Here is a 19086-nt window from a genome sequence, read left to right as displayed (position 1 = left end):
TCTGGTTTCGCTTGGGCTAATTAGCACAGACTTGGTGCGGTTGCGCCCGAAGCCCAGAAAATTTCAGCGAAACGCCGGGTTGATCGACCCCGACGGGGAGGCTGGCCTTATCGACCGCGCAGCTTCTCGATCTCGCTGAAGCGCCTGACAAACGCTTTCTGCGCGACCTTTGCCGGCACCGGCTCGAGCGCCAGTCCGTCGCTGCTGAGCCCGCGCGGCCGCCCAAAAAACTTTGCAGCTTCCTGTTCCGAGAAGCCTGCAAGCTGCGTCGCCTCGAACCAAGCCGCCACGTGATCGGCGCGCTTGATCGCCTTCTTCAATCGCTCGGTCAGCAGCGGTGGAAGCGAGAAACGCAGATGAATCGCGCGCTGCAGCCGGGCCTCCACCTCCTTGTATCCGCCGCCAACGACCGACTTGAAGGGCGAGATCATGTCGCCGATCACGTATTCGGGGCTGTCATGCAGCAGCGCGGCAAGCCTTTCTTCGGCAGAGCAGGCAGGCGCGGCGCGGGCGAAGATTTCTTCTACCAGCAGCGAATGCTGAGCCACCGAGAAAGCATGGTCGCCACGGGTCTGGCCGTTCCAGCGCGCCACGCGCGCCAGCCCATGTGCAATGTCGACGATTTCCACGTCCAGCGGCGAGGGGTCGAGCAGGTCAAGCCGACGCCCGGAAAGCATGCGCTGCCAGGCGCGCGGCGGGGCCGACGGCTTGTCGGCCATTACGACTGCTCCGCGTCTGTCTTGTCCTGTGGCAGCGTGTAGCTTGCCCATGCCGGAATCGAGAGTGTTACGGCGACGTCGCCGGCCATGACCGGCTGGCCGGCGTCGAGCGCATCCTTTACCCGGTCGATGCGCACGATGGCGAGACCAGCGGTTCCCTTGGAACTGCCAAGTGTGCCGATCGGGCGATCGTTGACGCGAAGCTCCGTTCCACTGTCGGGAAGCTCGTCCGCCGCCTCGACCAGCATCACCCGGCGTCGCGCGGTGCCGCGATGCTGCATGCGCGAGACGACTTCCTGGCCGATATAGCATCCCTTGCCGAAACCGACGCCGCCGGACAGATCCAGCAGCACATCATGCGGAAAGGCGTCACCGGCGGCAAAATCCTCTCCGCTTTCGGCAACGCCGTTGGCGATGCGCATGCCCGTCCATTCCTGCTCGCTCGCATCGGCGCTGGCCGGAGTCCCGTAGCGCCGCAGCACCTTTGCGGATGTGGGGAAACGTTGGTCGACCAGCCAATCGGCGACGGCTGCCGATGAATCGGTTTGTGAGCCGCCCGATTCATCGCCCCAGTAAACTGCGATATCCGCTTGATCCTGTTTGCTGATTTCCGCCTTTGCCCGCAGCTTGTAGAGCGTCAGTCGTTTCACGAAGTCGTCGGCAAGGTCGGAGCGACAATCCAGGCGAAAACCGGTTTCGCCGTCGCGCGAGATCAGGAAGTCGAACAGAATCTTGCCCTGAGGCGACAGAAGCGCGCCGGGTTTGAGCTCGCCCTCACCGAGCCGGTCGAGGTCGGTCGTCAGGATGTTCTGGAGGAAATGTTCCGCGTCCGGCCCGTTGACGAGAATCACGGAACGGCTGGAGAGGAGTGCTGTCGGCATAAGACGGCCTGATTTGCGGTGATGACGCCGTCTTACCTAAGCGCCTCGGGAGGCGCGGGCAAGTGTGCTGCGGGTCAGTCTCCTGCCACGAAGAAGATCCAGCGGCCTTCCGGCGAGATGCCGATGCGGTAGAATATATAGGCCCCGAAATTCTTCATGTCCTCGTAGTCGCCCGCCGTCACCAGCTTGAAGAGCTCCACCCGCTGCGGGTCGGTGAGGTTTTCCAGCGGCACTGCGAAGAAATACGGCCAGACATACATCTCGCCCGGCTCTCCTTCGTCCAGCCGCACGTAGCCCGCCGCCAGCACCTCGTAGAGGATGGCAAGGATTTCGTGCCCCTTGTCGTCGCCGGAAAGCCCGCGCAGGTGCTCGATGGGATCGCCGGAAACCTGCCCGAAAGAGAGCTGCGTTCCGTTCTCGCCACCGCTCAGCAGTGGGCGCAGCCGTTCGATGTCGCCGGAAGCGCACGCCTCCATGATCAGCGCACGCATGCGCTGCACCGGTTCGGGCAGCAGTTCCACATCGTAGAGAATTTCAGGAACCGGTTCGTCCTGCCCGGCTCCGCTTTCGACGTCGGTGGGCTGTGGGTCACGGGGAATGACGATTGGGTCGGGCAGGGGCACCGACATATCGGCCGGCGGCGGGGCAGGCTGGCTTTCCTCGCTCGGCACCGGTTCGCTCTCCTCTACGGGAGCGGGCGGCGGAAGCTCCTCGCGCTGGATTTCGCCGGAACCATTTTCCTCTTCCTCCGAAACCGGCACGTCCTCACGCTGAATCTCGCTCAGCGCGAACGCTTGAGGCGCGGCAAGGGCCATCGCCAGCATCACAAAGCCGGCCGCCGCGCCGAAACGCGCTGCCTGATAGCCAAAAAGTGGGTCACGGCTGGTCGCCATGGGTCGCCGTCGCTCCCTGCAAGAGTGCCTACTTGACCCGACTATAGTGCAAATCACCGCACCGCGGGATGCGGCGCTGCAACACTTCAGATGAATGCGGGCGTCAGTGGATGCGCAGTTCGGGCTCAAACTCGCCCGCTACGAGGCGTTCGCGCATCCGCTCCAGCAACGCGAGCGCGCCCGTTTCTCCGGCCGTGCGCATCAGTTCGCCCAGTGCCGTGGCAATTGCGGCATCGGCCATGATTTCCGGCTCGATCCCGGCTGCACGGCCTTCCGCCCATGCGTCTTCGTAGCTCTCGACCGCAGTGAGGCGCTTTTCCTCGCGAATCAGCACGTCGATGTCGCTGAGCCCTCGATCCATTCAATCCACCCGTAGCTGTCGCCGAATCTGACCGACGCAGTCCCTTTAATGTCCCATTAAGGCTTCTAGCACAGGAAATGCGGCGCGCGCCGCCCCAATTACTTAAAAGTTAACTTATTCCTAAATCCCGTCCAGATACGGTTAATTTCCGAACCGTGTTGCAGTATCGCGCGTCAGCGCCTCGCCCTCCTTCATGTAGCGGTCGATTGCCTCGATCGCAGAGTCCGTGCAGGTCGCGTAGGTGCCTTCGAAAGTGCGATAGCCGTGGTTGAAGCTGGCGACGAAGCGCGCCCGGCGGGTGTCGTCCGGGTCTTCAGCTTCGAGCAGCGCCTGCATCCGGTCGCGCCACTCATAGCCGCTCTCCCCACACAGGTTGCGCAGGTAATGCAGCGAACCCAGAATCTCGGCGAGGCGGATCAACTGACCCTCGAAAGGCGATTCGGCCGCGCGCGCAGCGGGCACGCCGGTGAAAAGCAGGGCGCCGAGAAACAGCGGTATCAGGCGTGTGGCGAGTACGTTCATGGCTGAATGTCTCGCTGAATATGCTAGCTGCCGCAAGACGCTTGTTCTTCCGCAATCTGCCGCGCGATCTCCAGCACGGAGCCGGCGAGCGGCAGACGCGCCATCTCGTCGACTGTGAGCCAGGCAACCGCATCGGCGTCGTCTCCGGGCGCGATGTCGCCGCCGGCAAAGCCCGCGATATGGACGCTGAGCACGAACTCGACACGATCGGTGTCGTCTTCGGCGACAATGTCGAGGTCGACCAGATGGTCGACGCCGGCAAGCGTCGCGCCGGTTTCTTCCATCACCTCGCGTCGAACCGCATCCGCAAGGCTCTCTCCTTGCTCGACCCTGCCTCCGGGAAAGGCGTAGAGCCCCTTGGCAGGTGCTCTGCCGCGCCGCACGAGCAAAAACCGGCCGTCATGAAAGATCGCGGCTGAAACGGCGCTCAGCGGTCTATGTTTCATGTCCGGTCCGGTATCCGTCTGTTGGTCGGGGAAAACCGCATCCATTTCCAGAACCGCTTCCGGTTCGGGTTGCACGCGGTTTCCCGCGCGTTCAGATTGCGCGGCGAGCAGGTAAGCAGGGGGCTTTCAATCTTGTCAAACCATCTTTCCTTGGCGTGGCGCGTTTCAACCGTAGCGGTTGCATTCGCTGGCCTCGCATCGTGCGCGACGCTGAACGAGGACCAGTGCCGGACCGCCAACTGGCAGCAACTCGGACAGGAGAACGGCGCGGCCGGTCATCCCGCCAGTTACATCGAAGAGCATCGGCGTGCCTGCGCGGAGCACAAGCTGCCCGTCGACCAGCAACAGTGGAGCATCGGCTGGGAGCAGGGCATCCGGGTGTTCTGCACGCCGGAAAACGGCCTGACCATGGGACGGGAAGGGCGCTCTTACGCAAACTCCTGCCCGTTGGAACTGAAGACCGATTTCGAGGCCGCATATTCCGTATCCAAGGCGCTGTACGATGCCAGAGCGTCCCGCGACAGAATCCAGCGCGAGCTCGATTCCCTTCTGGATGCGAGGCAGAAAGCCGAAAAGCCGGAGGATCGCCAGCGGATTTCGGGAGACATAGAGATCAAGCGTTCGTCCCTGCGATCTGCGGAGCGTCGCGTGTGGGAGGCCGAGGGCGACTATGATCTCTATGTGAATTCGCGCGGCTTCACGCGTCGATAGCAAATGAGGATGGCCGGCCGATGTGCGGTCGCTTTGCACTGGTTCAGGAGTTCACGGAGATCGAGGAGGCGCTCGGCGCGCCTGTCGAGGCATTTCCGCCGCGCTACAACATAGCGCCGACCCAGCCTGTCCTCGTCGTCATGGGCGGCCCGCCGCGCGCGCCGGGCTCTAACCAGCCGGATCGCACCAGCATGCTCGTACGCTGGGGGTTCATTCCCGGCTGGGTCAAGGATGTCGGCAAATTCCCGCTGCTCATCAACGCGCGCTCGGAAACGGCGGCCACCAAGCCGGCCTTCCGCGCCGCTATGCGGCATCGCCGGGTGCTGATCCCGGCGTCCGGTTTCTACGAATGGATGCGTGCGGGTCGCAAGGTGCCGCAGCCCTATTGGGTGAGGCCGGCAAATGGCGGTGTCGTCGCGTTCGGCGGGTTGATGGAAACCTATGCCGAGCCCGGCGGATCGGAAATCGACACGGTCGCGATCCTGACCTGCGCGGCCAACGAACAGATATCGCACATCCACGATCGCATGCCGGTCGTGGTCAAACCGCATGATTTCACGCGCTGGCTCGATTGCATCAACAACGAACCGCGCGACGTCGCTGATATCACGCAGCCGGTCGAGCCTGGCTTCTTCGACGCCATTCCGGTTTCCGACAAGGTCAACAAGGTCGCCAACACGGGTCCCGACATTCAGGAGCGTGCCGAGGTGGCCGAAGAACCGTCGCAGAAGCCGAAACCGAAATCCGCCGACGATGATCAGCTAAAGCTGTTTTGAAAGCTGTCGTTCGTGCGTCCTTCGAGGCTCGTTGCGCTCGCACCTCAGGATGAGGGGCGTTGTGCATTGCGCCAGCATCTTCATGGCACCGAAGCGCGTTTGGTTGTCGTGGCTCCGCCCAAAAAAGTGTGGGCGCGGTCAACCCACCTTCCTCATCCTGAGGTGCGAGCGCAGCGAGCCTCGAAGGACGCACCTTTGTAGCACCGGCGCGTTCATGCTGGCTCATTGCGAAATCGATCGCACTGTTTCACACGACTGAAATGTCGCCTTCGCTTGCTCCCGCGTTCTTTTCCGGTTTTCTGCTCGGTCTGTCGCTGATCATTGCGATCGGCGCGCAGAACGCGTTCATCCTGCGCCAGGGCCTGCTGCGCCAGCATGTCTTTGTGCTGTGCCTGATATGCGCGCTCTCCGACGCCGTGCTCATCGCCGCGGGCGTTGCCGGCCTCGGAACGCTCGTTGCGGCATCGCCGCGTCTCATACTGGTGGTGACGATCGGCGGCGCAGCGTTCCTCTTCGCCTATGCGGCGATCGCCTTCCGGCGAGCGTGGAACCCCCAGGCGATGCAGGCGGCAAGGAGCGGCGAGGGCAGCCTGCGCGCAGCGATAGCCGCGTGCCTCGCCTTCACCTTCCTCAACCCGCATGTCTATCTGGATACGGTACTGCTTCTGGGCTCGCTTTCGGCCCAGTTCGAGGGGCGCGCACGGTTCGCCTATGGCGCAGGCGCCTGCATTGCGTCATTCGTCTGGTTCTTCGGCCTGGGCTACGGGGCCAGGCTGCTGCAGCCAGTATTCGCAAAACCGGCTGCGTGGCGCGTGCTCGACATCCTGATCGGGCTCGTCATGGCCGCGATCGGCATCAGCCTGTTACGCGGCCTTTGAGCCCTGCTCTGTATCGCGCTTCTGCTGGGCACACACCAGTGCAGCCAGCAGTGCCGCAGAGCCGATCTCGCCATAGTGAGCGGTCAGCGTCGCATATTGTGCGCGTCGTGCGCGCTCCTGTTCGGCTTCCAGGGCTGGGTGTGTGGCGGTCGGTTGCATCGTCTTCCCCTTTTGCGCCCCGCTGGCGCTGTTGGACATGCCCCTGAGATGGGTACCGAATTGGTCGAAACGGTGTCCCGGCGAGGGCATTTCGATGAGTTTGGGCGCTGTCTTTGAAGACATGTTTAATAAAATCCTATTGTCCGCCGCGTGTTGCATCCGCGCCACGCCCGGACGGGGCGCGTCCGCGTCCACGCTCTCTTGACGGCGGCGGGGCGGGGCGCGATAAAGCGAGCGATGAAAACGCCTTTCGCCATTATCGGCATCTGCATTATCGGCTAGCGCCTTCGCTGGTCCGGCCGTTTTCGTCCTTCCGACAGATACGAGAAAACGCCCCGGCCAGCCGGCCAGGGAGAATTTATGTCTGAATCCGTCGGGCAGCTTCGGCTTTACAACACGCTGACGCGCGAGAAGGAGCATTTCGCTCCGATCGATCCGCAGAACGTGCGCATGTATGTGTGCGGGCCGACGGTGTACGACTACGCCCATATCGGCAATGCGCGCCCGGTGATCGTCTTCGACGTGCTCTACCGACTGCTGCGCCATGTCTACGGTGCCGACCACGTCACCTATGTCCGTAACATCACCGACGTCGACGACAAGATTAACGCCCGCGCCGCGCGCGATCATCCCGATCTCGCTCTCAACGACGCGATCCGCAAGGTCACCGAGGCGACCAACGCGCAGTTCCAGGCCGACGTGAAAGCGCTCGGCTGTCTCGAGCCCGACAGCCAGCCGCGCGCCACCGAGCATATCGACGGCATGCGGGCGATGATCGACAGGCTCGTGACGCAGGGCGTGGCCTATGTCGCGGAAGGCCACGTGCTGTTCTCGCCGTCGGCCATGAATGCCGGCGAGGGCCTGCGCTACGGCGCGCTGTCGCGGCGGCCCTTCGACGAGATGCTGGCCGGCGCGCGCGTGGACGTTGCCTCCTACAAACGCGACGAGATGGATTTCGTCCTCTGGAAGCCGTCGAAGCCGGGCGAGCCTGGCTGGCCGTCTCCGGCCGGCATCGATGGTCTCGGCCGCCCCGGTTGGCATATTGAGTGCTCGGCCATGTCGATGGCGAAGCTGTTGGAGCCGTTCGGTGGCGGGCTTTCCTGCGACGACCCGATGAAGAACGTCTTCGACATCCATGGCGGCGGCATCGATCTCGTGTTTCCCCACCACGAAAACGAGATCGCACAGTCCTGCTGTGCCTTCGGCACCGAGCGGATGGCCAACATCTGGATGCACAACGGTTTCCTGCAGGTCGAAGGCCGCAAGATGTCGAAGTCGGAAGGCAATTTCGTCACCATTCACGACCTTCTGCACACCGATGTCTTCGGCGGCCGCAAATGGCCCGGCGAGGTGCTGCGGCTGGCCATGCTGATGACGCACTACCGCGAACCGATCGACTTCTCGCTCCGCAAGCTGGAGGAAGCGGAAGCGCTGATCGCAAAATGGCGACGCCGGGTGGCGGGAGAGCGGCCGGGCACTCTTGCCGGCGATGCGCTGGACGCGCTTTCTGACGACCTCGACATGGCGCGACTCCTGCGGATCATGAACGCGTCCGACCTTCCGGCGTCTGAGCTTGCTGCCATTGCGGCGTTGATCGGTCTCGATCTCTCGGAAGTGGAGACGGAGGTGGACGTTGCAGAGTTCGTCTCGCGCCGCCTTGCCTTCATCCGCGAAAAGAACTGGTCCGAGGCTGACCGGATCCGCGATGAACTGTTGGAACAGGGCATCCAGTTGAAAGACGGCAAGGACCCCGCCACCGGCGAACGCGTCACGACGTGGGAGGTGAAGCGATGAGATTGGCCGCGCTGGGGGCGGAAGGGCTGGCGGGACAGCGCCCCCCTCTGTCCTGCCGGACATCTCCCCCACAGGGGGGGAGATCAGCCGACCGGCCTGCTTTCGCCAATCGGTGGCGTGGCAGAACAAGCGACGATGGCGAAGCTGCCGATCTCCCCCCTCGTGGGGGAGATGTCCGGCAGGACAGAGGGGGGCAACGTAGGGCACTGAGCCTGCGGCGGTCCGTGCTCTATGATCTGCAGCGCGCAGGAGGCTGACCATGCCTCATACGCCTTTGCCCCCGAAGAATCGTTCTCGCGCCAAGGCAATGCGGCGGGTGATGACCGATGCCGAACTGAAGCTGTGGAATGCCGTTCGTGCCCACAGGCTGATGGGGCTGGGCTTTCGCAGGCAGTTTCCTGTTGCCGGGTTCATTGTCGATTTCGCATGTCCTGAAAGACGGCTGATCGTCGAAGTCGACGGCAGCCAGCATGCTGATGGAGCAGCGTCGCGGTATGATGCCGCCCGGACCGAAACGCTGCGCGTGAACGGCTGGATAGTTCTGCGCTTCTGGAACGACGACGTGCTGTGCGACATCGACAATGTCTGCGCACATATAATTGCTGCGAGCGGGCTGGCCACCGAAGATGCGGCGCGACGGGCCGGCAACACTGAACGGAATCCATATGCCAACAGCATCGAGCAGGAACTGAAGCCATGAGCCTCGACAACAAGCCGATCTATTCGGGCGGGTGCCAGTGCGGCGCGGTGCGCTTCCACGTTGAGGGTGCGCTGGGCGACGCCTCGGTCTGCCATTGCCGCATGTGCCAGAAGGCTTTCGGCAGTTTCTACGCGCCGCTGGTCTCCGTGCGCGGGGTGGAGCTGGAATGGACGCGCGGCGAGCCGAAGCGGTTCCGTTCGTCCAACCACGTCTTGCGCGGCTTCTGTGCCGAATGCGGCACGCCGCTGACCTTCGAGGCGCCGGACGGCGTGGCGCTCGCCATCGGCGCGTTCGACCAGCCAGAAGAGATCGCTCCGGTGATCCAGTGGGGCGTTGAGGCGAAATTGCCTTATGTGGATGCTGTTCCATCATTGCCGGGTGAGGCGACAGAGGCCGATATGGAGTCCGCCCCCTATCTGGCGGAGCTCGACAGTTACCAGCACCCCGATCACGACACCGAAACTTGGCCGCCGGAGGAAAGACGATGAGCGACACAGCAAGAACAGGCGGCTGCCAGTGCGGCGCGGTGCGCTTCCGCATCCACGGCGAGCTCGGCCGGCCTTCCATCTGCCACTGCCGCATGTGCCAGAAGCAGTTCGGCTCGTTCTTTTCCGCGCTGGTGACTGTGCCGCAGGACGGCGTCGAATGGACGCGCGAGGAGCCCGGCTACTTCCAGTCTTCGGTCAACATTGACCGTGGCTTCTGCCCGCGCTGCGGCACGCCTTTGACATATCGCCATCCGGGCGGTCTCGAGATCGCCATCGGCGCATTCGATGATCGTTCCGACCTTGCGCCGCAGATACAGGTCAACCATGCCGCGCGCCTGCCTTGGGTGGAAAAGATCTTCGACGCGCCGGTTCATGAAGACCCCGGCTATTATTCACGACAGGAGGCCGTCATTTCTTTCCAGCATCCGGACCACGAAACCGAAGCCTGGCCCGCACGGGGGTTGCAGCTGTGAGCGACCTCCGCACGCTTTACCCCGAGATCGAACCGTTCGAGACCGGCTTCATGGACGTCGGCGACGGCCACACCATCTACTGGGAACGTGTCGGCACGCGCGGGGCGAAGCCGGCCGTATTCCTGCATGGCGGGCCGGGCGGCGGCTTCTCGCCGGCTCACCGCCGCCAGTTCGATCCGGCGCTCTACGATGTGCTTTTGTTCGACCAGCGCGGCTGCGGGAAGTCGACACCCCATGCAGGGCTCGAGGCCAACACCACATGGCATCTCGTTGCCGACATCGAGCGGCTGCGCGAGATGGTGGGCGCTGAGAAATGGCTGGTGTTCGGCGGCTCGTGGGGCTCGACGCTGGCGCTCGCTTATTCGCAGACGCATCCCGAGCGTGTCAGCGAGCTCGTCGTGCGCGGCGTCTATACGCTGACGAAGGCGGAACTCGACTGGTACTATCAGTTCGGCGTGTCGGAAATGTTTCCCGACAAGTGGGAGCGGTTCGTCGCCCCCATCCCCGAAGCCGAGCGTGGCGACCTGATGGCAGCCTATCGCAGACGGCTAACCGGTGACGACAAGGCTGCGCGCATCGAGGCGGCCAAGGCCTGGAGCCTGTGGGAGGGCGAAACGATCACGCTGCTGCCCCAGCCGGAGACGAGCGACAAGTTCGGCGAGGACGACTTCGCGCTCGCTTTCGCCCGCATCGAGAACCACTATTTCGTCCATGGCGGCTGGCTGGAGGAAGGCCAGTTGCTGCGTGACGCGCACAAGCTGCGCGGCATTCCGGGCCTCATCGTGCATGGTCGCTACGACATGCCGTGTCCGGCCCGTTATGCGTGGCAGCTTCACAAGGGATGGCCCGACGCCGAGTTCTTCCTGATCGAGGGTGCCGGCCACGCCTATTCCGAGCCCGGCATACTCGACCGGCTCATCTACGCGACCGACAAGTTCGCGGGGAAATGATGAAACGCGAACGCATCTACCTCTTCGATACCACTCTCAGAGACGGTCAGCAGACGCCCGGTATCGACTTCTCGGTCGAGGACAAGATCGTCATCGCAGGCATGCTGGATGCGTTCGGTTTCGACTATGTCGAAGGAGGTTATCCGGGGGCCAACCCGACCGACACCGCCTTCTTCAGCGAAAAGCGCACCAGGCGGTCGTCCTTCGTCGCGTTCGGAATGACCAAGCGTGCCGGCGTCTCGGCCTCGAACGATCCGGGCATCGCAGCACTCGTCCAGTCGAAGGCCGACGCGATCTGCTATGTCGCCAAGAGCTGGGACTATCACGTCCGCGTGGCGCTCGGCTGCTCCAACGAGGACAATCTCGAATCCATCGGGGCTTCCGTCGAAGCGGCCCGCGCAGCCGGCAAGGAGGCGCTGGTCGATTGCGAGCACTTCTTCGACGGCTTCAAGGCCAATCCCGACTACGCGTTGGCCTGCGTGCTTACCGCATATGATGCCGGCGCGCGCTGGGTCGTGCTGTGTGACACCAATGGCGGCACGCAGCCTGCGGAGGTGCGCGAGATCATCGGCCGGGTGATCGACGCAGGCATTCCCGGCGCCAATCTTGGCATCCACGCGCATGACGACACCGGTCAGGCCGTCGCCAATTCGCTTGCCGCGGTGGAAGCGGGCGTGCGCCAGGTGCAGGGCACGCTCAACGGCATCGGCGAGCGCTGCGGCAACGCCAATCTCGTGACCATATTGCCGACGCTGATGCTGAAGCCGCGCTTTGCGGAGCGGTTCGAGACCGGCATCTCTGCGGAGACGCTGGCCGGCATTTCGCGCCTGTCGCATGGATTCGACGAACTCCTGAATCGTGCGCCCGATCCGCAGGCGCCCTATGTCGGCGCTTCGGCATTCGCCACCAAAGCCGGCATTCACGCCTCCGCGCTGCTCAAGGAGCCGCAGACATACGAGCATGTCGCGCCGGAGACGGTCGGCAACACCCGCCGCGTGATGGTTTCCGACCAGGGCGGCAAGTCCAACTTCATCGCCGAGCTCAAGCGGCGCGGCATACCGGTCGCCAAGGACGATCCGCGTCTCGATACGCTGATCGCGCTCGTCAAGGAGCGCGAAGCGCAGGGTTACGCCTATGAGGGCGCGGATGCGAGCTTCGAACTGCTGGCGCGGCGCATGCTGGGCGGCGTGCCGGTCTTCTTCCACGTCGATTCCTTCCGCTGCATGGTCGAGCGGCGCTACGACGCCAATGGCAGCCTCAAGACCGTCTCCGAAGCGATCGTGAGGGTGACTGTCGACGGCGAGGAGAAGATGTCGGTGGCGGAGGGCGACGGCCCCGTGAACGCGCTCGACATCGCCCTGCGCAAGGACCTCGGCAAATACCAGGACGAGATTTCCGACCTGACCCTGACCGACTTCAAGGTGCGTATCCTCAACGGCGGCACGGAAGCGATCACCCGCGTGCTGATAGAATCGCACGATTCCACCGGCGCGCGCTGGTGGACGGTCGGCGTCTCCGAAAACATCATCGACGCTTCCTTCCAGGCCCTGATGGACTCAATCGTCTACAAGCTGGTGAAGAACCGCGAGAACGTGGCCCGCGCGGCGGAGTAGCTCCCAATCATCAACCGTTATCGATCGTTGGATCAGCATAATGCGTTGGTCTGGCGGTCGCGGACGCGTTAGGACGCCGGTCTGAAACGTTGAAGGCTCGATTTATGCAGGAAAGGGTACAGCCGGCCGCCGCGCAGACGGACGCGCCGGCGCAGTCCGAGGCAACGCGCGGTTTCGTGTTCGCGCTGTCGGCCTATCTGCTGTGGGGCTTCCTGCCGCTCTACATGAAGATGGTGGCGCACATTCCGCCGGTCGAGGTTGTCGCGCACCGCATCCTCTGGTCGGTTCCCGTCGCCGGCATCGTGCTGCTTGCGCTGGGCCGCACCGCCGACATCAAGACGGCCCTACGCCAGCCACGTACGCTGCTGATGGCTGCGCTTACGGCCGCGATCATCACCGTCAACTGGGGCATCTATGTCTGGGCGATCGCGGTCGACCGCACGGTCGAGACCGCGCTCGGCTACTACATCAATCCGCTGGTGACAGTGCTGCTGGGTGCCGCGCTGCTGGGCGAGCGGCTCAACCGCTATCAGCTCGTGGCAGTGGCGCTGGCAATCGCAGCCGTCGGCGTCCTGACGGTGGATGCCGGCGGGCTGCCGTGGGTGTCGCTGGCCCTCGCGCTGTCGTTTGCAGCCTACGGCTATCTGCGCAAGACGCTGCCGATCGGCCCGAGCCAGGGCTTCTTCCTCGAGGTGCTGATCCTGTCCGTGCCGTGCCTGGCCTATGTGATCTGGATCGAGGCCACGGGGCAGGGGCACTTCACCGACAGCACGCAGAATATCGGCCTGCTGATGTTCGCCGGGCCGGTGACGGCAATCCCGCTGATCCTCTATGCGTTCGGCGCCAAGCTGCTGCGCATCTCGACCATCGGCATCATGCAGTATATTGCGCCGACGATGATCGCGATCATTGCCGTCTTCGTGTTCGGGGAGCCGTTCGGCACGGCGCGTATCGTGGCATTCGCGCTGATCTGGACCGCGCTTGCGCTCTACACCTGGTCGATGTTCTTCGGCGCCAGGCAGGCGAAGGCAGCCAAACCCTAAAGCCGGTCGATCAGCTTCGGGTCGCCCTCGGCGGGAATGCCTGTTGCGGCGGCTTCCGACAGCACGGCCGGCACGATCGCTTTCGCATCATCGACGACGATCGGCTGCACGAGGTGGCCGGTATGCACGAAGCCCTCTTTGCGCATGTGGTCGAGGAGGGTGAGCATCGGATCCCAGAACCCGCCGATATTGGCGAAGACGATCGGCTTGCGGTGCCGGCCGAGCTGCGCCCAGGTCATGATCTCGACGATCTCTTCAAGCGTTCCGATGCCGCCCGGCAGCGCCACGAAGGCGTCTGATTTCTCGAACATCTTGTGCTTGCGGGTGTGCATGTCCTCGGTGACGATCAGGTCGTCGAGCTTGCCGAGCGCGGCTTCAGTCGCTTCCTTGTTCATCAGGAAGCGCGGGATGATGCCGGTCACCTTGCCGCCGCCCTCGATCGTGCCTTTGGCGACTGCGCCCATGATGCCTTTGGTGCCGCCGCCATAAACCAGGCTCAGGCCGGCATCCGCGATGGAGCGGCCGAGCGCGTATCCGGTCTCCATGTAGATTTCGGAACGGCCCGTAGACGAGCCGCAATAAACGCAGATGGATCGAATCAGGTTCATGGCCGGAATTGGTGTATGCATCTCTGGGAGCGGTCAAGCCGCATGGGGCTTTTTGTTGTAGCTGTTCATAAAACACGCTAGACGCTGTTGGAAAGCCGTCAAAGGAACGGAATCATGGTTGTTTGGCTCAAGGCGCTTCTGTTCGTGGTCGGCGGGGTGACAGCCGCTGCGGGAACCGCCTACGTGACGGGTATGCTCGACCCATGGCTCGATCGCGAGCCGGTTTCGATCGCAGCGCTTCCGGAGACGACAACCCCGCAGGAGCAAGATCAGAAACAGCAGCCGGCCGTCGATGGCGAAGATGCCGTGCCGCTTCCCGATGAAGCGACATCGACGGACAAGGGCGACCGTCTCGTAGCCCCGACTTTCAGCCTGTTGCGCGTCGAGCCCGATGGTTCGGTTGTCGTGGCCGGTAATGCGGCCGGAGAATCCACCGTCGAAATTCTGAACGGCGACACCGTGATCGGCACTGCTGAGGCGGGCGCCAGCGGCGACTTCGTCATCGTGCTCGACGAGCCGCTGTCACCCGGCGACTATCAGCTTTCCCTTCGCTCGATGGCCGGAGACGTCGTTTCCCAGTCGCAGGAAACGGCCGTCGTTTCTGTGCCTGAAACGCCCGACGGGCAGGTGCTGGCGCTTGTCGACAAGCCCGGCGCACCCGCCGAACTGGTGACGGTGCCGGAGGCAGGCGATGAAGCCGCCTCTCAGCAGCCCGCCGGCGACGTGGTTGCGCAGGCACCCGAAGATGCGGCGGATGACGTGGCGGCCGGCGCTGACGCTTCGCAGCCGGACGACAATGCGCAGTCCGAAGCGCCGCAGGTTGCCGCAAGCGACGAAGATGCTCCGGCACCCGATGAAGCAGCCGCGCCCGCAGCGGACATGTCTGCCGGGCAACAGGACGGACAGGTCGCGGCAGACGCGAGCACGCCTGCTGCCGATGCGGAAGCGCAGGGCGACGTGACCGAACCGACCGCAGCGGAAGCACCCGCCGATGCGGAGGAGCAAGTGGCTTCGGCCCCTGAAGCCCAGCAAAAGCCGGAACCGTCGACCGAACCCGCTCTGGCAACAGCTCCTCAGGTCGTGGTGGAAGCCGTCGAGATCGAGGGCGGCACGGTCTTCGTCGCGGGGTCGGCAAATCCGGGCAGCATCATCCGGGTTTACGCCAATGACATTCTTCTTGGCGATGCCCGCACGTCGGAGGCGGGGCGTTTCCTGGTCGAGGCAAATCGTGAATTGCCGGTCGGCAACTACCTGATCCGCGCCGATGTGCTCGACGCGAGCGGGGCGGTGCTCGCGCGGGCCGCTGTTCCGTTCGAACGCGAGCCGGGTGAGGCGATTGCTGCCGTGGCGCCGTCAGCAACCGCTCCGGCAACGCAGCAGGACAGCACACAGGACGAAGTGGCGGTTGCGGAAGCACCCGCGGGCACGCAAGAGCCTGAGACACAGCCAGCCGGGCAGGAGCCCGCCTCACAGCAGGCGCCATCCTCGGCGTCGAGCGAGCAGGCGGCAGCCAACAATGCCCTGACGACGGCCGACAACGCCCAGCCTGCGAACGAAACGGTTGCGGCAGCTGATAGCGGCGAAGCTTCCACTGCCGGCGGCGCCGATACGAATGCGGGAGCCACGGCGCCGGCGCTTCAGAAGGCGGATGGCTCCGTCATCATCCGGCGGGGCGATTCCCTGTGGCGCATTTCCCGGCGCGTCTATGGTCGCGGCGTTCGCTACTCGACCATCTATCTCGCCAATCAGGAGCAAATCCGCGATCCTGACATGATCTGGCCGGGACAGGTCTTCGCCGTTCCGCAGGAAACGCCCGAAGGCGACACGGCCGACATGGAGGCCATCGGCGACCAGGCTGTCGCACCCGGTACGGAAACACCGACCGCCGATCAGTAAGCCTTTATCGCCGTAATTTTCGTCGACCGCTTGATCGCGGCGGGTATTCATCGTAAATCGCCGATCTACGATGAATATCGATCTTGCCTCACCTGATTCAGCCCCTCCCTGCGGCGACCGCGTTGCCGTGGCAGCCAAGCTCGCTGCGCTGTCGCATCCGGCGCGGATCGAAATCCTGTTGCATCTTGCGGGGTCGGAGGCCTGCTGCTGCAAGGACGTCGTTCAAAGGCTGGATCTCGCGCAGTCGACCGTGTCGCAGCATCTGAAGGTGCTGGTCGATGCAGGGCTGGTGCGTTTGACGCCGGAGCGTCCGCGCTCCCGTTACGAAGTTGATCGCGAAGCGCTGGCTGCACTTTCAGGTGCCGTCAGCGGACTTCTTCTTTCCTGCTGCGCCGGGCCGCATTCCGGTCCGGCGCGCTAACAGAATTTTTCAGGACCTTTTACCTTGGCAGACAAGACCGTTTCAGCCGAATCCGGCTCGACCCTGCGAACACTGGCCAATCTGTGGCCCTATATGTGGCCTGCCGACCGCGCCGACCTGAAGGTTCGTGTCGCCTGGGCGACCCTGTTCCTGGTGCTTGCCAAGCTGATCCTCGTGCTCGTGCCCTATTTCTTCAAATGGGCAACCGATGCGCTCGTGGGCGAGCTCCAGCCGGCCGACTACATTCCGGCCGTTCTCGTAGCGCCCGTCATGCTGGTGCTCGCTTACAACGTCGTGCGAATTGTCCAGCTCGGTTTCAATCAGCTGCGCGATGCGCTGTTCGCGCGTGTGGGTCAGCACGCCGTACGCCAGCTCGGCTACCGGACCTTCGTGCACATGCACAAGCTGTCGCTGCGCTTCCATCTGGAGCGGCGCACGGGCGGGCTGTCGCGCATCATCGAGCGCGGCGTGAAGGGCATCGAGACCATCGTGCGCTTCACCATCCTCAACACCGCGCCCACGGTGCTCGAATTCGCCCTGACCGCGATCATATTCTGGGTAACCTATGGCTGGATCTATGTCGCGATCATCGCCGCGACCGTCTGGCTCTACACCTGGTTCACCGTGCGCGCGAGCGACTGGCGCATCGCAATTCGTCGCGAAATGAATGACAGCGATACGGAAGCCAACACCAAGGCAATCGATTCGCTGCTCAACTACGAGACGGTGAAGTATTTCAACAATGAGAAGATGGAAGCTGAGCGCTTCGACCGCTCGATGGCGCGATACGAGGACGCCGCGACCCGCACCTGGACGTCGCTCGGCTGGCTGAACTTCGGCCAGGGCGTCATCTTCGGCGTCGGCATGGCGGCTGTGATGGCGATGTCGGCGTGGGAAGTGTCGCGGGGCACGCACACCATCGGCGACTTCGTCTTCGTTAACGCGATGCTGATGCAGCTTTCGATCCCGCTCAACTTCATCGGCTTCATCTATCGCGAGATCAGGCAGGCAATGACCGACATCGAGCAGATGTTCGACCTTCTTGACGTAAAGGAAGAGGTGACCGATCGAGAGGGCGCGTCGGCGCTGGTCGTCAGTGATGGCAAGGTTACTTTCGACGACGTGCATTTTTCCTACGACGCCAACCGGCCGATCCTCAAGGGTATCTCCTTCGAGGTGCCGGCCGGCAAGACCGTCGCCATCGTCGGGCCGTCGGGTGCCGGCAAGTCGACCATCTCGCGGCTTCTCTTCCGCTTCTACGATGTCCAGCAAGGTTCGATCCGCATCGATGGGCAGGACATCCGCGATGTGACGCAGGAGAGCCTTCGTGCCGCGATCGGCATGGTCCCGCAGGATACGGTGCTGTTCAACGACACGATCGCCTACAATGTCCGCTACGGACGGCCCTCGGCCAGCGAGGATGAGGTGGCGCAGGCAGCCGACCTCGCGCAGATCGGTACATTCATCGCTGCGCTGCCGGATGGCTACAGGACCATGGTCGGCGAGCGCGGGCTAAAGCTCTCCGGTGGCGAAAAGCAGCGCGTCGCGATTGCCCGCACCATCCTGAAGGCACCGCCTGTGCTGATGCTGGACGAGGCGACCTCGGCGCTGGACACGCAGACCGAGCAGGAAATCCAGGCCGCGCTCGATCTCGTCAGCCGTGGTCGCACCACGCTTGTCATCGCACATCGGCTTTCGACGGTCATTTCGGCCGACGAGATCATCGTGCTGCAGGATGGCCGCATCGCCGAACGCGGCCGCCACGCCGAGTTGCTGGCCGCGAAAGGCCTCTATGCGTCGATGTGGGACCGCCAGCGCGAGGCGACCGAGGCCGAGGAGAAGCTGCGCCGTGCCCGCGAGACCGACGAGATGGGTGTCGTCGTCCGCCGCCGCACATCCGAGGTCTAGCTGGCCCGGGGGTTCATCCGTGCTTTGGTATGCGGCTCTGTAGCCACTTTGTACCGCTTGCCTTGTGAGGATAGAGACGCTGCGCATTGCGGCGGAGGGCGGATTTCTGTAATCAGACGCCTCACCACCGGGAGCCTTGGCCGCGATGAGCCTCGTCGACAGCATCAAAAACGCGTTCGTGCCGATCAACCGTGAAGGCTATCCCTTCATCGCCGGTTTTGGCGCGGTTGCGGTTGTTCTGGGCTTCTTTTCCACCAGCCTCTTCTGGATTGGCGCGATCCTGACCGCCTGGTGTGCCTACTTCTTCCGCGATCCGGAGCGCGTGACGCCGGTCGATGACCGTCTTGTGGTCAGTCCGGCGGATGGTATCGTGTCCGCCGTAGGGCCAGCGATCCCGCCGCGCGAGCTGGGCCTTGATGGCGGCGAGATGACCCGCATCTCCGTATTCATGAACGTCTTCTCCTGCCACGTGAACAGAGCGCCGGCCCGTGGCCGCATCACGGCCGTCGAGCATCGTCCGGGCAAGTTCCTGAACGCGGAACTCGACAAGGCGAGCGCGGAGAACGAGCGCAACGGCATCGTGATCGACAGCCCCAACGGCCGCATCGCCGCGGTCCAGATTGCCGGACTTGTCGCGCGCCGCATTGTCTGCTGGGTCGACAGCGGCAACGACATCGCCATCGGCGAGCGCATCGGTCTCATTCGTTTCGGCTCGCGGGTCGACGTCTACCTGCCTGCCGGCGCGGTCGCGAAGGTTGCGGTCGGCCAGACGGCGGTTGCGGGCGAGACCATCATTGCCGAGTTCGGCGCCCACGCGGCTTCACCGCTCGTGCGCGTGTCCTGAGC

At 63.7% G+C, this 19086-nt stretch carries 22 protein-coding genes; 14 read left to right on the top strand and 8 right to left on the bottom strand.

Features of this window, described 5'->3' with window-relative positions:
- Positions 1 to 107: 107 nt before the first annotated feature.
- From ACVJNE_RS16640 to ACVJNE_RS16615, 6 genes are all read right to left on the bottom strand, one after another.
- Positions 108 to 719 carry an HD domain-containing protein gene (locus tag ACVJNE_RS16640; RefSeq protein WP_499567328.1) on the bottom strand — a complete coding sequence of 204 codons (612 nt, stop codon included), beginning with the start codon at positions 717 to 719 and terminating at the stop codon, positions 108 to 110.
- Entirely contained in the window at positions 719 to 1600 is an 882-nt protein-coding gene (ygfZ, locus tag ACVJNE_RS16635) for a CAF17-like 4Fe-4S cluster assembly/insertion protein YgfZ (RefSeq protein ID WP_499567326.1), read from the bottom strand. The genes ACVJNE_RS16640 and ygfZ overlap by 1 nt, the downstream gene beginning before the upstream one ends.
- A gap of 74 nt (positions 1601 to 1674) precedes the next feature.
- Entirely contained in the window at positions 1675 to 2493 is an 819-nt protein-coding gene (locus ACVJNE_RS16630) for a hypothetical protein (protein ID WP_499567324.1), read from the bottom strand.
- A 103-nt stretch (positions 2494 to 2596) separates the two neighbouring features.
- Positions 2597 to 2854: a hypothetical protein gene (locus tag ACVJNE_RS16625; RefSeq protein WP_173190414.1), complete on the bottom strand. Its 258-nt coding sequence runs from the start codon at positions 2852 to 2854 to the stop codon at positions 2597 to 2599.
- 141 nt (positions 2855 to 2995) lie between these two features.
- Positions 2996 to 3376: a TIGR02301 family protein gene (locus tag ACVJNE_RS16620; RefSeq protein ID WP_173190416.1), complete on the bottom strand. Its 381-nt coding sequence runs from the start codon at positions 3374 to 3376 to the stop codon at positions 2996 to 2998.
- Positions 3377 to 3399: 23 nt separating this feature from the next.
- On the bottom strand, positions 3400 to 3897 hold the full coding sequence (locus tag ACVJNE_RS16615) for an NUDIX hydrolase (RefSeq protein WP_499567322.1): 498 nt from the start codon (positions 3895 to 3897) through the stop codon (positions 3400 to 3402).
- A 57-nt stretch (positions 3898 to 3954) separates the two neighbouring features.
- Here ACVJNE_RS16615 and ACVJNE_RS16610 point away from each other — a divergent pair, with 57 nt between their 5' ends.
- The 3 genes from ACVJNE_RS16610 (at position 3955) to ACVJNE_RS16600 (ending at position 6187) form a co-directional block, all read left to right on the top strand.
- Positions 3955 to 4533 (top strand): DUF2799 domain-containing protein, encoded by a 579-nt coding sequence (locus ACVJNE_RS16610; RefSeq protein ID WP_499567320.1) that lies wholly within the window; start codon positions 3955 to 3957, stop codon positions 4531 to 4533.
- 20 nt (positions 4534 to 4553) lie between these two features.
- Positions 4554 to 5309 carry an SOS response-associated peptidase gene (locus ACVJNE_RS16605; protein ID WP_499567318.1) on the top strand — a complete coding sequence of 252 codons (756 nt, stop codon included), beginning with the start codon at positions 4554 to 4556 and terminating at the stop codon, positions 5307 to 5309.
- Between the two features lie 260 nt (positions 5310 to 5569).
- Positions 5570 to 6187, top strand: coding sequence for a LysE/ArgO family amino acid transporter (locus ACVJNE_RS16600; RefSeq protein WP_499567316.1), 618 nt, complete (start codon positions 5570 to 5572; stop codon positions 6185 to 6187).
- Here the strand turns inward: ACVJNE_RS16600 and ACVJNE_RS16595 are convergent.
- Positions 6173 to 6346, bottom strand: coding sequence for a hypothetical protein (locus tag ACVJNE_RS16595; RefSeq protein WP_499567314.1), 174 nt, complete (start codon positions 6344 to 6346; stop codon positions 6173 to 6175). The two genes, ACVJNE_RS16600 and ACVJNE_RS16595, sit on opposite strands and share 15 nt — an antisense overlap.
- A 360-nt stretch (positions 6347 to 6706) precedes the next feature.
- Between ACVJNE_RS16595 and cysS the strand changes: the two genes are divergently transcribed.
- The 7 genes from cysS to rarD all read left to right on the top strand — a co-directional run bounded on the left by cysS (position 6707) and on the right by rarD (position 13407).
- Positions 6707 to 8140, top strand: a complete 1434-nt coding sequence (cysS, locus tag ACVJNE_RS16590; protein WP_499567312.1) for a cysteine--tRNA ligase — start codon at positions 6707 to 6709, stop codon at positions 8138 to 8140.
- 259 nt (positions 8141 to 8399) lie between these two features.
- On the top strand, positions 8400 to 8840 hold the full coding sequence (locus ACVJNE_RS16585) for an endonuclease domain-containing protein (RefSeq protein WP_499567310.1): 441 nt from the start codon (positions 8400 to 8402) through the stop codon (positions 8838 to 8840).
- The gene (locus ACVJNE_RS16580) at positions 8837 to 9328 is read left to right on the top strand and encodes a GFA family protein (RefSeq protein WP_499567308.1); all 492 of its coding nucleotides are present in this window, start codon (positions 8837 to 8839) and stop codon (positions 9326 to 9328) included. Before ACVJNE_RS16585 ends, ACVJNE_RS16580 begins: the two co-directional genes overlap by 4 nt.
- A complete protein-coding gene (locus ACVJNE_RS16575; protein ID WP_499567306.1) occupies positions 9325 to 9801 on the top strand; it encodes a GFA family protein in 477 nt (158 codons plus the stop codon). Before ACVJNE_RS16580 ends, ACVJNE_RS16575 begins: the two co-directional genes overlap by 4 nt.
- Positions 9798 to 10751, top strand: a complete 954-nt coding sequence (pip, locus tag ACVJNE_RS16570) for a prolyl aminopeptidase (RefSeq protein WP_499567304.1) — start codon at positions 9798 to 9800, stop codon at positions 10749 to 10751. Before ACVJNE_RS16575 ends, pip begins: the two co-directional genes overlap by 4 nt.
- Positions 10751 to 12364: a citramalate synthase gene (gene cimA, locus ACVJNE_RS16565; protein WP_499567302.1), complete on the top strand. Its 1614-nt coding sequence runs from the start codon at positions 10751 to 10753 to the stop codon at positions 12362 to 12364. Before pip ends, cimA begins: the two co-directional genes overlap by 1 nt.
- A gap of 104 nt (positions 12365 to 12468) precedes the next feature.
- Entirely contained in the window at positions 12469 to 13407 is a 939-nt protein-coding gene (rarD, locus tag ACVJNE_RS16560; RefSeq protein WP_499567300.1) for an EamA family transporter RarD, read from the top strand.
- Here rarD and ACVJNE_RS16555 read toward each other — a convergent pair.
- Complete coding sequence (locus ACVJNE_RS16555; protein ID WP_499567298.1) at positions 13404 to 14015, bottom strand: LOG family protein; 612 nt, start codon at positions 14013 to 14015, stop codon at positions 13404 to 13406. The two genes, rarD and ACVJNE_RS16555, sit on opposite strands and share 4 nt — an antisense overlap.
- Before the next feature lie 114 nt (positions 14016 to 14129).
- Between ACVJNE_RS16555 and ACVJNE_RS16550 the strand changes: the two genes are divergently transcribed.
- The 4 genes from ACVJNE_RS16550 to ACVJNE_RS16535 all read left to right on the top strand — a co-directional run bounded on the left by ACVJNE_RS16550 (position 14130) and on the right by ACVJNE_RS16535 (position 19084).
- The gene (locus tag ACVJNE_RS16550; protein WP_499567296.1) at positions 14130 to 15911 is read left to right on the top strand and encodes a LysM peptidoglycan-binding domain-containing protein; all 1782 of its coding nucleotides are present in this window, start codon (positions 14130 to 14132) and stop codon (positions 15909 to 15911) included.
- Positions 15912 to 15981: 70 nt separating this feature from the next.
- Positions 15982 to 16332, top strand: coding sequence for an ArsR/SmtB family transcription factor (locus ACVJNE_RS16545; RefSeq protein ID WP_173190441.1), 351 nt, complete (start codon positions 15982 to 15984; stop codon positions 16330 to 16332).
- A gap of 24 nt (positions 16333 to 16356) precedes the next feature.
- A complete protein-coding gene (locus ACVJNE_RS16540) occupies positions 16357 to 18240 on the top strand; it encodes an ABCB family ABC transporter ATP-binding protein/permease (protein ID WP_499567294.1) in 1884 nt (627 codons plus the stop codon).
- A 145-nt stretch (positions 18241 to 18385) separates the two neighbouring features.
- A complete protein-coding gene (locus tag ACVJNE_RS16535) occupies positions 18386 to 19084 on the top strand; it encodes a phosphatidylserine decarboxylase (RefSeq protein ID WP_173190444.1) in 699 nt (232 codons plus the stop codon).
- Positions 19085 to 19086: the final 2 nt, after the last annotated feature.

The organism is Mesorhizobium sp. DxT (assembly GCF_058448885.1).
This window is presented reverse-complemented; position numbering and strand designations above follow the sequence as displayed.

Bases quoted from the DNA above. Each gene is read 5' to 3' on its own strand.
- ACVJNE_RS16545 (WP_173190441.1), top strand. From the start codon at position 15,982: ATGAATATCGATCTTGCCTCACCTGATTCAGCCCCTCCCTGCGGCGAC.
- ACVJNE_RS16640 (WP_499567328.1), bottom strand. From the start codon at position 719: ATGGCCGACAAGCCGTCGGCCCCGCCGCGCGCCTGGCAGCGCATGCTT.
- ACVJNE_RS16555 (WP_499567298.1), bottom strand. From the start codon at position 14,015: ATGAACCTGATTCGATCCATCTGCGTTTATTGCGGCTCGTCTACGGGC.
- ACVJNE_RS16625 (WP_173190414.1), bottom strand. From the start codon at position 2,854: ATGGATCGAGGGCTCAGCGACATCGACGTGCTGATTCGCGAGGAAAAG.
- ACVJNE_RS16550 (WP_499567296.1), top strand. From the start codon at position 14,130: ATGGTTGTTTGGCTCAAGGCGCTTCTGTTCGTGGTCGGCGGGGTGACA.
- ACVJNE_RS16585 (WP_499567310.1), top strand. From the start codon at position 8,400: ATGCCTCATACGCCTTTGCCCCCGAAGAATCGTTCTCGCGCCAAGGCA.
- ACVJNE_RS16535 (WP_173190444.1), top strand. From the start codon at position 18,386: ATGAGCCTCGTCGACAGCATCAAAAACGCGTTCGTGCCGATCAACCGT.
- ACVJNE_RS16605 (WP_499567318.1), top strand. From the start codon at position 4,554: ATGTGCGGTCGCTTTGCACTGGTTCAGGAGTTCACGGAGATCGAGGAG.
- ygfZ (WP_499567326.1), bottom strand. From the start codon at position 1,600: ATGCCGACAGCACTCCTCTCCAGCCGTTCCGTGATTCTCGTCAACGGG.
- ACVJNE_RS16630 (WP_499567324.1), bottom strand. From the start codon at position 2,493: ATGGCGACCAGCCGTGACCCACTTTTTGGCTATCAGGCAGCGCGTTTC.
- ACVJNE_RS16600 (WP_499567316.1), top strand. From the start codon at position 5,570: ATGTCGCCTTCGCTTGCTCCCGCGTTCTTTTCCGGTTTTCTGCTCGGT.
- ACVJNE_RS16595 (WP_499567314.1), bottom strand. From the start codon at position 6,346: ATGCAACCGACCGCCACACACCCAGCCCTGGAAGCCGAACAGGAGCGC.
- cimA (WP_499567302.1), top strand. From the start codon at position 10,751: ATGAAACGCGAACGCATCTACCTCTTCGATACCACTCTCAGAGACGGT.
- ACVJNE_RS16580 (WP_499567308.1), top strand. From the start codon at position 8,837: ATGAGCCTCGACAACAAGCCGATCTATTCGGGCGGGTGCCAGTGCGGC.
- cysS (WP_499567312.1), top strand. From the start codon at position 6,707: ATGTCTGAATCCGTCGGGCAGCTTCGGCTTTACAACACGCTGACGCGC.
- rarD (WP_499567300.1), top strand. From the start codon at position 12,469: ATGCAGGAAAGGGTACAGCCGGCCGCCGCGCAGACGGACGCGCCGGCG.
- ACVJNE_RS16575 (WP_499567306.1), top strand. From the start codon at position 9,325: ATGAGCGACACAGCAAGAACAGGCGGCTGCCAGTGCGGCGCGGTGCGC.
- ACVJNE_RS16620 (WP_173190416.1), bottom strand. From the start codon at position 3,376: ATGAACGTACTCGCCACACGCCTGATACCGCTGTTTCTCGGCGCCCTG.